This is a genomic window from Sutcliffiella sp. NC1 (assembly GCF_027594365.1).
Taxonomy (GTDB): Bacteria; Bacillota; Bacilli; order Bacillales; family Bacillaceae_I; genus Sutcliffiella; species Sutcliffiella cohnii.
This window is the reverse complement of sequence record NZ_CP115153.1, coordinates 1675659-1691864: the sequence shown is the minus strand read 5'-3', so window position 1 is coordinate 1691864 and position 16206 is coordinate 1675659. Positions and strand designations below refer to the sequence as shown.

At 37.2% G+C, this 16206-nt stretch carries 15 protein-coding genes and 1 pseudogene; 3 read left to right on the top strand and 13 right to left on the bottom strand.

Features of this window, described 5'->3' with window-relative positions; translation table 11 throughout:
- Nucleotides 1–44: 44 nt before the first annotated feature.
- Together O1A01_RS08705 and O1A01_RS08700 are read right to left on the bottom strand one after the other, a co-directional pair.
- Nucleotides 45–755, bottom strand: coding sequence for an ABC transporter ATP-binding protein (locus tag O1A01_RS08705; RefSeq protein WP_066410691.1), 711 nt, complete (start codon nucleotides 753–755; stop codon nucleotides 45–47).
- A 1-nt stretch (nucleotide 756) separates the two neighbouring features.
- Nucleotides 757–1791 (bottom strand): ABC transporter permease, encoded by a 1035-nt coding sequence (locus tag O1A01_RS08700; protein WP_066410693.1) that lies wholly within the window; start codon nucleotides 1789–1791, stop codon nucleotides 757–759.
- Between the two features lie 247 nt (nucleotides 1792–2038).
- Between O1A01_RS08700 and O1A01_RS08695 the strand changes: the two genes are divergently transcribed.
- On the top strand, nucleotides 2039–2998 hold the full coding sequence (locus tag O1A01_RS08695; RefSeq protein WP_066410694.1) for an NAD(P)-dependent alcohol dehydrogenase: 960 nt from the start codon (nucleotides 2039–2041) through the stop codon (nucleotides 2996–2998).
- A 325-nt stretch (nucleotides 2999–3323) separates the two neighbouring features.
- Nucleotides 3324–4532, top strand: a complete 1209-nt coding sequence (locus O1A01_RS08690; RefSeq protein ID WP_066410697.1) for an MFS transporter — start codon at nucleotides 3324–3326, stop codon at nucleotides 4530–4532.
- Between the two features lie 140 nt (nucleotides 4533–4672).
- Here the strand turns inward: O1A01_RS08690 and O1A01_RS08685 are convergent, their stop codons facing one another.
- The 4 genes from O1A01_RS08685 to O1A01_RS08670 form a co-directional block, all read right to left on the bottom strand.
- Nucleotides 4673–5035: a rhodanese-like domain-containing protein gene (locus tag O1A01_RS08685; RefSeq protein WP_066410699.1), complete on the bottom strand. Its 363-nt coding sequence runs from the start codon at nucleotides 5033–5035 to the stop codon at nucleotides 4673–4675.
- Nucleotides 5036–5110: 75 nt separating this feature from the next.
- Nucleotides 5111–6805, bottom strand: a complete 1695-nt coding sequence (locus tag O1A01_RS08680) for an FAD-dependent oxidoreductase (RefSeq protein WP_066410704.1) — start codon at nucleotides 6803–6805, stop codon at nucleotides 5111–5113.
- A 140-nt stretch (nucleotides 6806–6945) separates the two neighbouring features.
- Nucleotides 6946–7182, bottom strand: coding sequence for a glutaredoxin family protein (locus O1A01_RS08675; protein ID WP_094366082.1), 237 nt, complete (start codon nucleotides 7180–7182; stop codon nucleotides 6946–6948).
- Nucleotides 7183–7238: 56 nt separating this feature from the next.
- A complete protein-coding gene (locus O1A01_RS08670; protein ID WP_066410707.1) occupies nucleotides 7239–7625 on the bottom strand; it encodes a DUF302 domain-containing protein in 387 nt (128 codons plus the stop codon).
- Nucleotides 7626–7974: 349 nt separating this feature from the next.
- On the opposite strand from O1A01_RS08670, the gene O1A01_RS08665 reads away from it, so the two are divergent.
- Nucleotides 7975–8604 carry a lysozyme inhibitor LprI family protein gene (locus O1A01_RS08665; RefSeq protein ID WP_066410708.1) on the top strand — a complete coding sequence of 210 codons (630 nt, stop codon included), beginning with the start codon at nucleotides 7975–7977 and terminating at the stop codon, nucleotides 8602–8604.
- An 85-nt stretch (nucleotides 8605–8689) separates the two neighbouring features.
- Here O1A01_RS08665 and O1A01_RS08660 read toward each other — a convergent pair whose 3' ends face one another.
- The 7 genes and pseudogenes from O1A01_RS08660 to O1A01_RS08630 all read right to left on the bottom strand — a co-directional run bounded on the left by O1A01_RS08660 (nucleotide 8690) and on the right by O1A01_RS08630 (nucleotide 16205).
- Nucleotides 8690–9631, bottom strand: a complete 942-nt coding sequence (locus O1A01_RS08660) for a branched-chain amino acid ABC transporter permease (protein WP_066410859.1) — start codon at nucleotides 9629–9631, stop codon at nucleotides 8690–8692.
- A 55-nt stretch (nucleotides 9632–9686) separates the two neighbouring features.
- Nucleotides 9687–10553 (bottom strand): annotated as a pseudogene (locus O1A01_RS08655) (branched-chain amino acid ABC transporter permease).
- Nucleotides 10554–10573: 20 nt separating this feature from the next.
- On the bottom strand, nucleotides 10574–11272 hold the full coding sequence (locus O1A01_RS08650; protein ID WP_270066046.1) for an ABC transporter ATP-binding protein: 699 nt from the start codon (nucleotides 11270–11272) through the stop codon (nucleotides 10574–10576).
- Nucleotides 11256–12023, bottom strand: a complete 768-nt coding sequence (locus tag O1A01_RS08645; RefSeq protein WP_066410714.1) for an ABC transporter ATP-binding protein — start codon at nucleotides 12021–12023, stop codon at nucleotides 11256–11258. The genes O1A01_RS08650 and O1A01_RS08645 overlap by 17 nt, the downstream gene beginning before the upstream one ends.
- A gap of 94 nt (nucleotides 12024–12117) precedes the next feature.
- Complete coding sequence (locus tag O1A01_RS08640; protein WP_066410716.1) at nucleotides 12118–13332, bottom strand: substrate-binding domain-containing protein; 1215 nt, start codon at nucleotides 13330–13332, stop codon at nucleotides 12118–12120.
- Nucleotides 13333–13360: 28 nt separating this feature from the next.
- Nucleotides 13361–15163 carry a 6-bladed beta-propeller gene (locus tag O1A01_RS08635; RefSeq protein WP_066410862.1) on the bottom strand — a complete coding sequence of 601 codons (1803 nt, stop codon included), beginning with the start codon at nucleotides 15161–15163 and terminating at the stop codon, nucleotides 13361–13363.
- Nucleotides 15164–15203: 40 nt separating this feature from the next.
- A complete protein-coding gene (locus tag O1A01_RS08630; RefSeq protein ID WP_270066389.1) occupies nucleotides 15204–16205 on the bottom strand; it encodes a 3-oxoacyl-ACP synthase in 1002 nt (333 codons plus the stop codon).
- Nucleotide 16206 lies beyond the last annotated feature (1 nt).

The window sequence follows — 16206 nt, the reverse complement described above, 5'->3', positions numbered from 1 at the left end:
CTGTATCAAAAAAATAGCCCAGCACAAATGTTGGGCTATCTTCCTTACACTTCTTGAAGTTCCATCATAAATTTTTCATTATATACTATTAGTCCGTCACTCATTTTAATGGTTTGATCTGTAAAGGGGAGCATTTCTTCATCATGAGTGACCATTAAGGTTGTAATATTTAACGATTTCGTTAAGTCACGGATTAATTCCATTACTTCTTTTGACCTTTTCGAATCTAAACTTGCAGTTGGCTCGTCGGCGAATAAGATTTTCGGTTGATGAATGAGGGCACGTGCGATGGCCACTCGTTGCTTTTCCCCACCTGATAGCGAAGACGGATACGCCTTTTTCCGGTGTTCCATCCCTACTAACATTAACAGTTTATTTACTTCGGTTTTTTGTGCTTGTTTCGATAATTTCGTTTCGGAAACATCTAACATTAATAAAAGTTGTTCTTCTACTGTAAGAAAAGGAACGAGATGCGCAAATTGAAAAACAAAACCGAACTGACTTGCTCTTATTTTTCGGATTTGCTCTTGATTCATCAAGATTAAGTCCTTTCCATCAAATAATATTTCTCCGTCCGTTGCCGATTGTAGCCCGGCAATAATTGTAAGCAGTGTACTTTTTCCAGAGCCAGAAGCACCGACTAGCGCTGTAATTTCACCCTTATTAAGGGAAAGGTTTACTCCTTTTAAGATTTCTTCCTTCACTTCACCGTTCGTGAACACTTTCTTTACTTCTTTTACTGTAAAAAATGCCATGTTACACCTCTCCTTGTTGAATAGCTTGTAATGGTTCCACTTTTTTAATTTGTATCCCAGATAGAGTTGCTCCCATAAAACCAATTAGTAAAAAAACGAAGGACAATTGGAAAGTAGTTTCAATTGTTAAATGGAAAGGCATTCCTTCAGGTGCTAACATGTTAAACCCTTGACTTAAACTCGCTGCTAAACAGAGCGCGATTAAGGTGATCGTCACCATTTGCGTCCACATCATGCGAAATAAGGCAGTTGTTTTCAAGCCGATAGCTTTTAAAATACCGTACAAACCAATTTTTTGAACGTTCATCATATAGAAGAAGATGGCGAACAACATGCCACTAATGACGATTAAAAAAGATATAATCATATTTAGAGACATTTGCTCTGCTTTGTAACTTGGTATCGAATTGAGAAATTGTTTTTTCGTGAAAATTTGTAAACCTTCTACGACGGTAGCTTCGTTAGTGCCAGGTACGAATACTAATTGCATTTCCTCCACTCTGTACATTTCTTTGTAGTCGTCTTTATGGATAAATGCGACTGGTGCATGACTAAATTTCTTATCTCCTACAAATCCTTTTACAATCAGCTCTCCTTCCAACTGATTGTTCGTTAACACATCACCAATCTCGATTCCTTTTTCTTTCATGGAGCGGTCTAATAGAACTTCACCACGTTTTACATATTCAAATATTGTTGATTCTGTTGAGGTAACGAATGCCACACTTTGCTGTTTGTCATTTTTATCATGTAAGAAACCCATTTGTATCGATAGTGCGGTAGCATCTTTTTGTTCGTTTAATACTTTATCTTGAATACTACTATCAATTCTAGAGAGGTTGTACGTTTCGTCTGCCTCTTCATTCATGTAAAAATATCCTGGTGGCAAATCTTTTATTAAAGCTGCATTATCTTGAGACAATCCGTTTGCCAATCCAGATATAATAAATGTTAAAAAGCTAATTAAAAAAATAATCGAGCCTAAAATGATAAACCGTATTTTATTTCTTTTCATTTCTTTCCATGCAAGCTTCACCGCTATTTCCTCCTATCACTATTTTCATCTCCAAGCATATCTCCTCAATATGAACAGACAATGAATAAACTTTTACATTTTAGTAGGATGTGAGGACAGGTTCATTCTCCCTCCGTTCTCTGTTCGAGTTAAGAACACTATCCCTCTTATCTACTAACGTTAAAATATTTACAGAATCTTCACACTATTTTTAACCTATTTCCAATATAATGAAAGTAATGTGAACAAATAGGGGGTAACAATTGATATGAAAGCAATCGTTTATACGAGGTATGGGCCGCCAGAGGTGTTACAGTTTCAAGAAGTGGCTAAACCGACACCGAAAGATCATGAACTATTAATTAACATTTATGCGACTGCTGTAAACTCTGCCGACTGGCGAATGAGAAAAGCTCAACCTTCTGCCGTACGGTTCTTTTTTGGATTAACGAAGCCTCGAAAGAAGATTTTAGGTGCGGTATTTGCTGGAGAAGTGAAGGAAGTTGGGAAAGATGTAACACAGTTTCAAGTGGGAGACCGTGTTTTTGGATCACTTGGGATGAGTTTTGGCGCATATGCTGAATTCATTTGTATTGCACCAGAAAAATGCTCCATTTCCATTATGCCTGAAAATATGACGTATGAAGAAGCCGCGGCTATTCCTTTTGGAGGCATGACCGCTTTACACTTTTTAAAGAAAGCTAACGTGCAGCGTGGACAAAACGTGTTAATTTACGGTGCATCCGGAGCAGTAGGGACAGCGGCTGTTCAGCTCGCAAAAGATATGGGAGCAAACGTCACTGGTATATGTAGTACTTCCAACATGGAGCTCGTCCAATCACTCGGTGCAACAAACGTAATCGATTATACGAGAGAAGATTTTACAAAGGAAGGCAAAAAATATGACGTTATTTTTGACACAGTAGCGAAAATTAATTATAAGTCTACTATTGCATCGTTAACAGATAAAGGAATTCTTCTTCTAGGTGATGCTAGCGTAAGTACAGTGTTGAACGGCTTTTGGACGTCAGGGACTACAAGGAAAAAAGTAATTGGAGGTGTGGCAGCCGAAAATAGTAAAGCAATCGAAGACTTAAAGAAAAGGATTGAAAAAGGGGCATTAAAAGCAGTAATCGACCGAACATATCCGTTAGAACAAGCGGCTGAGGCACATCGATACGTAGAGAAAGGCCATAAAAAAGGTAACGTCATACTGACGATACAGTAAGTACAAGTGTTCTTTACCCAACGAAATACTAGATGAGAGTACAACTTTTCTCCCTCAAAAGATAGCGTTTGACATAGAAGCCCATCCTAAGTAGCGTCAGGCTCAGGGTGGGCTTTTTAACTCTGTGTTAATCTTACCTTCCCTTCCCCTCTAGCTGTTCATAAACAATTACTTTTGTTTAAGGATAAAATTGCGTGGATAAGAATCTCCCCACACAATATTTCTATTTCCGAAATTTTCGGTAATGAAAATAACTTCTATCTATGCTACTATATTAATATAAAAATATTTTGTAAATTCATTTTTGTTTGGAGATGTAAATGCCATGCCAACATGGAAACGAAATTTGGTCATACTTTGGATTGGTGCTTTTTTTACGGCTGCAAGTTTTTCAATGGTTATTCCGTTTTTACCGATTTTTTTAATGGAGATTGGCGTGCATGATCATACGGAATTATGGTCCGGGCTCATTTTTAGCGCCGCTTTCTTTGCGGGTGCGATTGCCACACCTTTTTGGGGAAATATGTCCGATAAGTTCGGTCGTAAACCGATGATTATACGGGCAGGGTTCGCCTTATTTGTCGTTTATACGTTAATGGCATTTGTTACGAATCCTTATCAAATTTTAGGATTACGGGTTATGCAAGGTTTGTTAAGTGGATATATTCCAGGTGCGATTGCGTTAATTGGAACGAATACACCGAAGGAAAAGGTCGGTTATGCCCTTTCTCTCATTTCCTCCGCTACTGCATCAGGGACGATTATGGGCCCATTGTTAGGTGGTGGTATGGCCGCATTACTTGGAAGTCGTTGGTCCTTTGCTAGTGCCGGTATCATTGTATTTTTTGCTACCATTCTCGTTATCTTTTTAGTAAAAGAAGAAAACTTCAAACCTAGTAAAGATAGAGGCTCGATTAGGAAAGATTTTATAGTTGCTTTTAACAATCGACCTTTTCTCATCGTGTTGTTGTTAACTTTGCTCGTAAGCTGTTCCGTCATGACAATTGAACCTATTCTTCCTTTATTTATTGCCGATATGAGTGGGTCATCCAAATATGCAGCGTTAATTACAGGGATTGTCATTTCCCTTCCTGGTATCGCTAGCGCCATCTTTGCACCTTACTGGGGGAAATGGGCAGATAAAGTTGGATTTCACCGGGTGTTATTCATTGGTATGTTAGGAGCTGCGATTGGAACATTAGCACAGATTATTTTCAGTCAAATATTAGGTTTCTCAATGATACGGTTCGTTTATGGTGTCTTCTATTGTGCAATCTTCCCAGCGTTAAATGGATTAGTCGTTACGTCCACACCAGAAGACTTCCGTGGAAGAGCATTCAGTTTAAATCAGACAGCTAATATGGTCGGAGGCATGTTCGGTCCAATCATCGGTGGTGTAGTCGGTGGATTCTTCCCCGTCCAAACAGTATTTTTAATGTCTGCCATCCTCTTTTTCGTAGCAATGGCCATGGTACACATAAACACGAATACACTAACATACTCAGCTAAGAAGGAAGTAGCTGCTAGCAAATAGTGGACAGAGGGGACAGCACCCATGAATTTTTTGGAAATTCATGACTACAGGACAAAATAAAAATAGGCTACCTCTCGTCTAAATTAGAGGTAGCCTTATTTGCATGGTTTCTTCTATTATACTAGCAATATATACATTGCTCACGTCCCACTCAATATTCCTCTTTTTTCGCGACAAGGACATTCTAGTATTTCATAACTCCTAACATCGAATCCTCTACTTAATAAAAATCGGAGACCAAGATTAAGTTCCATTTGGTTAGTTGCAATAACATGTAAAGGTTGTTTAGGAATTTCCCTATAATTTCTTCTTAAATAAGCATATGGTATGTGTATGGAAACTTTCTTAAAAATATCCTTTTCGTTGTAATCTCTAATATCTAGTACAACTTGTTGGTCACCAACGACATCATCTTTACAAGTTATGCCCTTAATCGGAAAAAACCTTTTGTACAGCTCAAAACTCACCAAAATGGTAGCTACAACCATTACATAAAAAATCATCACTAATCACCTTACGTTATCGGAGGTCACACATAACAGTGTCAGCTCTGTATTATTTTATTTCTTCATAGGGTACTATTTAAAATTATATTTCGTTACAATTTTATCTCTACCAGTAACGTAATCATTAAAGTATTCATAAAGATTTACACCTAAATAAGACCCAGAAATGTTATTAACGTTGTTATATCCTAAATGTTGCAATGCCATGACCATATTATAACTTCTTTGTCCCGAACGACAATGAATATATACAGGGCGATCTTTTGGTATTTCATGAAGTCTCTGTCTAAACTCACTTAATGGGATATTAACTGCATTATTAAAATGCCCATCATTGTATTCATTTTTCTCACGAGCATCAATGATAAAGGCGGAATTTTCGACTAGTTCTCGCACTTGAGAAACTTTCACTTCTTTATAGCTTCCATGTAATACATTTAACCCGACCAATGCTGCATGATTGACGACATCTTTTGCCGTTCCTAGCATTGGAGAGTAGGTAAGTTCGAGATCTTTTAAATCTTCCAACGTACCATTCATCGTAATCATCGTTGCGATAACATCTATTCGTTTATCCACATTACCTTTACCAATTGCTTGTGCACCTAAAATTCTGCCAGTTGGATACTCAAAAATCAATTTAAAATGCATCGGATTACTATTTGGCATCAGTCCCACTTTATCGCCTGGCATAAGGTAAACATAATCGTGCATCATTCCAGCTTGCTCGGCTGTTCTTGCATTTAATCCAGTGGACGCTGCATTAAGGTCAAACAGATGGATAGATGATGAACCTATTACACCTATATTTCTATTTGGGATTCCATAAATATGGTCTGCTACTGCTCTCGCTTGCTTTTGAGCAGGACCTGCTAACGCTAACCTTGTTGGCTTGTGTAACAATCGATGGTACACTTCAATCGCATCTCCTACTGCATAAATATCTTTATCACTCGTTACATAATTGCGATCTACCTTAATTGAACCCGTTTCACCTATTTCTAATCCAGCATCTTTAGCTAAGCTCGTCTCTGGCCTTACACCAATTGCAAGTATCACTGCTTGGGCATCCACTTGCTTACCAGAATTCGTGATAATATGTCCATCGTCAATCTTAGCCAATCCGTCATCTAAAACGAGATTTACTCCATGGTCGACCATTTCTTTATGGAGAATTTGAGCCATATCATAATCAAAAGGTGCCATAACTTGATTTGCAAACTCTACTAAAGTTACATTGTAATCTGCTAACTTAAGATTTTCTGCAACTTCTACGCCTATAAAGCCACCACCGATGACCGCAATATCTTTAACACCATTGTGTTTAATATATGAATGTATTTTCTCGATATCTACAACGTTACGAACGGTGAATACATTCGAATTGTTAATCCCCTCTAAATTAGGTCGTATAGGTGATGCTCCTGGGGATAGAACTAATTTATCATACGATTCCTCATAATTGCTATCGGTAAGCAAGTCTTTTACAGTAATTGTTTTTTTATCACGATTAATTTGAACGACCTCTTGATGAACTCTTGCCTCTATGTTATATCGATTTTTAAAGGTTTTAGGAGACATTAAAACTAGTTTCTCACTATCTTCAACAATACCACTTAAATGATAAGGTAAAGAACAGTTCGAAAAAGATACATGAGGTCCTTTTTCAAACATGATGACTTCGGCACTTTCATCTAGTCTTCTAACTCTTGCTGCAACAGAGGCCCCTCCAGCAACTCCACCAACAATCACTATTTTTTTAGTCATGTTACATCCTCCCACTCAATTTCTAATAGTTATTTTAAAGTTTACACAAAACAAAATACCCATATAGGTATAAAACTATCCAAATTAAAAGAATGAAAAAACAATGGGTAATTAGTGATTTTCTTCATTCTTTCATTCCCCTATTTATTAAGTAGTTCAACAATCCGCTCAGGGTCAAACCCAAAAACCCATTTTCCACTAATATTTATTTGTGGTACGGTTAATTGTCGAGTTTTTCCTATTAAAATGATCATAGCAATTGGATTAAGGTCAACATTGACCTCCTTATGTTCTACATTCAAATGAGATAAAAGATCTCTAACCATTGCACATACAGCACACGTGGTAGTTGTATATAATGTTATATCGCTCTTCACGTTAATTAACCTCAATTTAAAACAGTCCAGTCACATTGTGGGACTGCTTTTTTAATTTACATACTCTTGTCAATACAGACAATTAATCTTTTTTCAATATCGATAGCTAGTTCCTGTAAAGACTCATCTTCGAGCATTTGAATGAGAGCACTAGGCTTCGGCATACCGATTTTTGTTTTGCCTTCATTATCTTTATATACAACAATTTTACACGGTAGAAAATATCCAATAATTTGGTTTTTAGACAAAATATTTTGTGCTTCTTCAGGGTTACATACTTCTAGAACAATAAATGGATTTTCTAGTTCATATCCTTTATTGTTTAGCGTTTCTTTTACATTAAACTGCCACTGGATTCCAAACTGTTCTGCTTTGAGGTTTTCTTCCAGCGAATGTATTGCTTCCTCTATTGACTTTGATGTTTCAACGGTATAATGAAACAAGCTATCCATCTCCTTAATGCGAGTATATTCACAATGAATTCCATATTCCTTTATCTATCTTTTGCCAATTGAATACTTCTATTCGTGAAAACTCCCACTCGCTTTATAATATACCCCCATAGGTAATTTGTCAACGTGTACGGGTTGGACGGAGGGACAGGTCCCGCGTCCACACATTTTCTGGAAATTCATATTTACAAGCTCACCAAAAAATACTTATGCTACCTCTCGTCCTATGAAATGTTAGTTTTCTCAGATTTTAAAGCATTTCATTTTATTTTTGTCCCAATGAAAGGTAAAATTAGGAAGGGTTTATGAAAATAAAATTGTCCCAAAGGAGAAGTATACAATGAGAAGTAATAAAAGAATTTTAGTAGCAATTTTAACTTTATTATTCGTTTTCCTGACAGCTTGTAATAGCGCAACTGAAGAATCTATTGCTGATATGGACAACGAGAATACCGAGCCAACTCAAAAGATAAATGAGGAATCTCCGAAGGTTGATTCACCTAATAACACCGATACCGACAATAATAATGATGCAGACAGTTCAAGTGAAGAAGTAAGTACTCCAAGTGAATCAACTCCAACTACAACAGAAGACTCCTCAACAGTAAGCCTAGTGAGCGCGAAGGACGAATACCTCGAGAAATTACAAGACACAAAAAAAGAGCTGGACGCATTGGAAGCAGAAGGATCAGCAACATATGCTTTGAAAAAAGTAGAAGATGATAAATGGGAGGCTTGGGATACTTTGTTGAATGAAGTGTATGGTGTTCTTCAAGAGCAACTCTCTACTGAAGAAATGGACGAGTTGAGAGCTGAACAACGTGGTTGGATTCAATATAGAGACGAAACTGCATTAGAAGCATCCTCTAAATATAAAGGCGGGACACAAGAGCATTTAGAATACGTGGCAGTGCTTGCAGTTCTTACAGAAGAAAGATGTTTTGAATTGGTTGAAGAGTATATGAGATAACATAAGGATTAGCATGGAATGGCGGGTTACCATTGTTCCAAATGGAAAAAAATGTGTGGACGAGGGACCTGTCCCTCCGTCCACATTACATTGGTAAGTCTTTATTTTTAGGTGTGATTTTGCGTTGGGTGCGAGATTTGATGGTTCCTACGATTCCTTTCGGGAAGCCTAGGATGACGATGATGTAGAGTAGTCCTAAGAACAATGTCCATCTTTCAAAGATTGGGATTGTTTTACCTAGTTGTGATAAATAGTGTTGGAAAAATTCTACGGATGCACTTCCAAGTATTGGTCCAATTAACGTACCAACTCCACCAATCATTGTCATTAAAAGGGCATCTAAGGTGATTTCAATGGAAAATACAGAAGGATCAACGAAACGTAATGTTATGACATATAAAGCTCCGCTGTACGCTGCTACTACTCCAGCTACTATGCTTGAAATTAGTTTATAATGAAGAACTTTAAACCCTAAAGCCTCCACTCTTTGCTCGTTTTGTGAAATTGCCCGCAATACTTTTCCTACGGAGGAAGTTGTAAATAAACGAAGCAAAATGTAAATGAGAACAAGGCTTATTAAGGCAACATAGTAAAAAGTTAACCGGTCACTCAGAAACTCAGGAACTCTAAATGTAAATCCTTCTCCACCTCTTGTTAACGATCTCCATTTTTCAGCTATTACATGAAATAGTTCTGCAAACCCAAGCGTTAGCATCGCATAAAAATGACTTTGAAGTCGTAAAGAGAGCATCCCTACTATGTAGCTAACGATGACGGCTAATACCGCACCTATTAAAATACCAAGTAAAAAAAACCCCATTGAATTTTCATTTGTATTTAAAGTGACTGCTGCACTGTAAGCTCCAATTCCAAAAAACATACAATGTCCAAAAGAGACTATTCCTGTATATCCTAATAAAATATCAAAGCTCATGGCAAAAATGGCAAAAATAAAGATTTGGGTATACAAAATTAACATACTTCTAGAATCATTGATAAACGGGAATAAACATAATCCAACAATCAGTAACAAACCAATATAAAGGTACATTTTATTATTTTTTGAATTTAATAATGTCATCTTATGCTCTCCCCTTTTCGCCTAAAATTCCTGTGGGCTTGAGCAATAAAATAAAGATTAACAATAGCATATTGATAGATAGAGATAAATCGGGTATATAAAAAGCTGTAAATGCTCCCGCCAAACCTACTATAATAGATGCAATTGCAGCACCAGGTATACTTCCTAGCCCGCCGATAATAACAACAATAAAGGCGAGAATCGCATATTGCATGCCCATATCAGCAAAGATAATCCCGGAATATGGGGCTAATAAAAACCCTCCTAAAGCCGCCATCCCTGCACCAAATAGGAAGACAAAGGAAAAAACGGTCTTAATATTTATCCCTAACGCTTGAACAGCTTCTCTATTATCCACTCCAGCGCGTATCATAATCCCAATCGTTGTTTTCTTTAATATTATCCATAGGAGTAAGTAAATCAAAAACCCTACTACTAGTATAAATAAGCGATATTTAATTAATATTACGCCGCCAAACTGAAAGCTCCCTTCTAACCAGTCGGGCATATTGGCACGGAGGGGGTTCGATCCCCAAAAGATTCGAATACATTCTATTAAAACTAGCATACCACCCAGTGTTACTAGTAATTGTCTAATATGGTTTCCGTAGACAGGCTGAATTAGTATTCTTTCTACAAGCCAACCTATCAACATCCCAACTAGTACTGCTCATATTAATGCAACGAAAAAATGATTCGTTAAATCATATAACCATAAACCAACAAAAGCACCCCATACGAAAAAGCTACCATGGGCAAAATTTAACACACTCATCAAACCAAAAATTAATGTAAGTCCTGACGCTAACAAAAAAATTAAAACTCCTGTAGATAAACCGTTAACAAACAAATTGATAATAGCATTCATGACTGCTCACCTCCATTACTTTAGGAAATTCCTAAGTACTTTTTCGTGATATCTGGATTTTCACGCAAATCTTCCATCCTTCCGCCATGAACTATTTTTCCGTCATCCATAATATGAAAATAATCGCCGATATGACTTGCCATAAAGAAATTCTGTTCTACTAAGAGAATCGTCGTTTTTTCTTTAATAAGGAGTAAAGCCTCCATTAATTTTTCAACCATAATCGGAGACAACCCTTTACTAGGCTCATCGATTAATAACAAATCATTACTATTAATATAAGCTCTTGAAATGGCAAGCATTTGTTTCTGACCACCGCTTAACAAACTCGTTTTTTTCTGTCGTAATCTATTTAAGTCTGGAAAAAGTTCAAACATCCACTCCGCTTTTTCTGCACCATACTTTTTATTATTTCTTTGTGCTAAAAGAAACGTTTCTTCCACTGTTAAACTACTAAATATAGCTTGATCTTCTGGCACATAGCCAATACCTTTTTGTGCAATGATGTGGGTAGGTAGACCAATTAATTCTTCGTTATTAAAAGTAATAGAACCACTCGTTTTTTCGTTATATCCCATAATAGAGCGAAGTGTTGTTGTTTTTCCTACACCATTCCGACCAAATAAAACGGTAATTGCTCCTTGTTTTACATCAAAGGAAACGCCTTGTAAAATATGAAATTGATTAATATACGTTTCTAAATTATTTACTGTCAGCATGGAAAAATCCTCCTAAATAGGCGCTTTGAACCCGCTCATCATCCATAATTTTTTCAGGTTCACCTTCTGCAAGCAATTCTCCGTTAAACAATACGACTAAATAATCCGACAGATGTAAAACCATCTCCATTTTATGTTCAATTAGGACGATTGTATTTTTGTCATCGCTTTTAATATTTTCAATTACCTTTAAGATCGCTGGAACTTCTTCTACTGAAATCCCCGCTGTCGGTTCATCTAGTAATAAAAGCTCAGGCTTCAGTGCTAAAAGCATCGCTATTTCTAGCTTTCGTTTCTCACCATGCGCTAGATTTGCCGCTAAAAATTCACTTTTATCTTGTAAAAAAACCGTTTCCAGAAGTTTCTTCGCTTCCTCTTGCTGAGCTCTAAGTTTAGCTGGCATTGGAAATAAACTATAAAGATCTTTAGCGGTTGATTGTACAGCCATTCTCACATTTTCTAAAACCGTTAATTCTGGAAAAATATTCGTCTGTTGAAAGGACCTTCCCATCCCCAACCTTGTCCGTTCCGCTATAGATAGTTTCGTTATATTGTTATTTTTAAAATGTATTTCACCTTCAGTTGGTGGTATTTGACCACTTAACAAGTTAAATAGAGTCGTTTTGCCAGCCCCATTTGGTCCGATAATAGATATAAATTTACCTTTTGGAACATTGAAATTTACCTTTTGGATAACGTGATGTTCTCCAAAAGATACGGAAAGCTGTTTCGTTTCTAATATGTGTTCCAAGTTGGTCACTCCTTTCTAATTGGAGAATGATAAGAGAAAGGGCTGTGTTATACTAGACGTCCCGGTCAAGATTATGACAGCCCTTAAAACATTTCTATTTATTACGAATTGGTGGTTCCGTTTCAAACATATCTAACTCACGGATTAGAACAGGTATTGGATGATCGACGCCATCTTGATTTTCCAACACAATAGCATATAAGCTTTGTAATGCTTGATGGTCGTCTGCACGGAATTTCATTGTTCCTTTTGGCGTGTCAAACTCCATTCCTTCCATCGTTTCAATTAGCTTATCTGCATCAACATTACCTTCCGTTTTCTTCAACGCTTCTACAATCGATATAGCTGCACTCATCCCGCCAGCTGTAAATAGGTCTGGTACTTCCCCATTAAAACGTTTCTTATGTTCTTCTACTAACCAATCATTTACTTCGTTATCTGGCAGCGTGTAATAATAGATGGAATAACCTTCCATTCCTACTAGCGCATCCATCGTTTTCAAAGATGCAATATCTTGAACAGCTGTCGAAATTTTAACACCCTGTTCTTCCACCTTCATATCTTTCAGCTGTTTCCATGGTGCATTGGAACCTGACCAAACGATAAATAAATATTCTGGGTCCTCACTTATTACTTGTTGAATGTTTGGTGTAAAATCAGTTGAATCGGGATTCGCATATACTTCAGTAACAATTTCAGCACCTAATGCTTCTGCAGCCTCTATAAAAGCAGCAATTCCATCACGGCCGTATGTGTTGTCTTGAGCTAATGTTGCAATTCTCACACCTTCACTTGCAATAGCGGCAGCACCCGCAACTGCATCTTGTGAGGAGTTTCTTCCTGTTCTAAAAATATAAGGGTTAAAGTGTTCTCCAGTTATACTGTCTGCTGCGGCTGGCTCGACAACCATTATTTTTTTATATTCTTCTGCTAGCGGGAGGACCGCTAATGTGTCTCCGGAGCTAGATGAGCCGACTAGAAAATCAACGTTATCTTCCTCTAATAGTTTGGTAGCCTTTTTAACCGCTACATCTGTTTTTGTTTCTGTATCTTCTTGAATAAAGACAATCTTTTTACCCGCAACCTCTCTCGTTCCATCGGTAGCATAGTCTAGGCCAAGTTCAAATCCTTGAATCGTTTGTTTTCCATACGCCTCTAACGGACCTGTTAACGAAGCTAAAACACCAATTTTAATCGTATCATCATCACTAGAACTAGCCCCTTGATTCGAACACGCAGCAACAAAGACTAATACAGTGATAACGCTTACAATAGATACAAACTTAAAAAATTTATTTTTTTTAAGCACAGCTTTTCCTCCTTATGATTTGGATCATTTATTTTCTGAAAAATTGAATCCGATGCAATAAACCATCTGCTATTGCAATGTCTCCTTGGCTCGTAATAGATACTCCTTGTGGCGAAAAGAAGTCACCATCTTCCCCACTGAAACTACCAAACTCGTATAGGAAATTACCATATTCATCATAAACATTCATCCTATTGTTTGACGTGTCGGTAACATACACAAGATTATCCTGATCAACAGCAATTCCTGTCGGCAAGAAAAGGTCTCCTGGCTCTTTTCCCCAATTCTCTAATGGATCTAAATCACCACTTCCGTTGTTAGTTCCCCATTTCCCTAAAAAGTTTCCATTATTATCAAACTTCTGTACACGATTATTAATTCGGTCCACAACATATATGTTATCTTTTGAATCAATAGCTAACTGCATTGGTTGAAAAAATTCCCCATCTCCTGTACCTTTTGATCCCCAACTTTTCTGAAATACAAAGAATGAATTAAACTTTTGAATACGATTGTTTTCAGAGTCAGCCACAAATATATTACCTTTGCTATCTACTGCTACCCCAGATGGAAATTGAAAATATCCACTTAGTGTTCCATATGAGCCATAGGCAGCGACAAAAATCCCTGAATTAGTGAATTTTTGAATTCGATGATTTGCTGAATCGGCTATATAAACATAGTTATACTTATCCACAGCGATTTGTCTTGGAGCGAAAAATTGACCATAGTAATGTCCGTAGCCATAGGGACCACCCATTCCATACATGCTTCCCCACCGGCTAATAAGTTCGCCGTTCGAATTGTATTTTAAGATACGGTGATTAAATGAATCAGAGACGAAGAGATTCCCATATGAATCACTTTGAATATCAAATGGACCTGCATATTGTTTATTATCTGAACGGGCACTTCCTACAGAATATTTAAAGCCTGCAGATAAAATATATTCCTGATATACTACTAGCCTATTATTTCCGGTATCTGTTATATATAGGTTCCCATTTCCATCCGGCAATACTTGATTTGGAGCAATAAAAGAAGTGTAATTCCCGAAACTATATAGAAAATAGTCATTCTGGCTATATTTCATGATTCGGTTATTGTAGGTATCTGCCACATAAAACGATCCAGTTTCTTTGTCAAAATTAATACCTCTAGGATGATAAAACTCATATTGCCCAGTTCCAGGATTGAGATCTCCAATTTTACGCAAAAATTCACCCGTTGAACTATAAATTTGAATTCTATTATTATACGTATCTGCCACGTAAATCTCATCATTATTACTTATCGCAATACCTTGAGGCAACGCTAACTGGCCATCTTCTTTTCCATATTCTCCAATTGTAAGAAGATACACTCCATCTGAGTTATACTTTTGAATCCGGTGGTTGTACTCATCCGTGATATAATAGTTATTATTGCTATCAATAGCAATCTCCCGCGGAAAACCAAACTGGTAGTCACCTAAACCTTCACTTCCCCAGCTAGTAATATATTCAAACTGAGGATTAAATTTTTGAATACGATAATTTCCAGTGTCCGCGACTAATACATTCCCTTCGTTATCAATCACTACACCGAAAGGCATATTAAATTCACCTGGTCCATCGCCCAGCTGTCCGTAAGTTCCTACTATATGTCCTGAGGGATCTATTTTTACAATCCTATGGTTACCCATATCAGTCATATAAATATAACCATGATTATCTTTTGCAAGAGTAACTGGTGTACGAAACAGATTAGAGTCCTCTACTTCATTTCCCCATGAATCTGTATATTCAGGAGTATTGGCTTCTACAGTTATTGATTTATAACCAATTATCATCATGAGCACTAGTAAACATAAAGGGATTTTCTTCACGACATCACCCTGCCCATCTTATAGTAGTAGCTGCCCATGTATAGCCTGTGCCGGCGCTTACAGCAACTGCAATATCACCTTTTTTCAATTTACCTTGTTGTGAAGCGAAATGAAGGCCGATACATGGATCGAGTGCCGACATATGTCCGTGATGATCTAAATACACCGCCTGTTCTTCTTTAAGGTTGATGCCATTCATTAATTGTTTAAACATGGAACGTTTCGTATGGAGTGGAAGCAGTAGTTGAATGTCTTCTATTGTCAGCCCGCTTTTTTCAACTGATTGGCGAATAACTTGGTGAAAGTTTGGAATGGATACGGGGTCTAGTCTTTCTTTCATACTTGCTGGATCTGTTACATCAATGTAATGCATTCGGTTTTCGACTGTCTCAAAACTTGGATAATAGGCGGATCCTCCAGCTGGAACTCTTACATCATTATGAAAAGATCCATCCGTTTTAATTGCACTGTCTAAAATCTCACTTTTCGTCGCATTTCGTTTCACTAAGGCTGCTGTACCTCCATCAGCGAAATTAAACATAAATCTTGAACGAGGATTTTCATAATCAATAATTTGTGATTCTTTACAGCCACCAACGAGCAAAATGTTATTAATAGTAGCATCTGATCTAATCATATCCTTCGCTACTTTTAGAGCAATTGGAAAGCAAGAGCTTACATTCATCAACTCAAAAGCGTAGGCATTTTTTGTTCCTAATTCATGACTAATTTTGGGGGCGGACGACCAAACGTAATAGTCTTTATGTGGACTTCCAAAATAAATGACAACATCGATTGATAAAGGATCAACCTTTTCGACTATCGGTTTAGCAGCAGCAATGGCCAAGTCAGATGCATGCATTGTGTGATCAGCAACATGCTTTTCGAACAAGCCAAACTTTTCAATAATTACGTGTTTTGGTATCCCCGACTTCACAGCTAAATCGGCCGCCGTTTCGATTTGTTGTGGAAAAAATACACTCGTTTCTTCTATTCCGACCTTCACT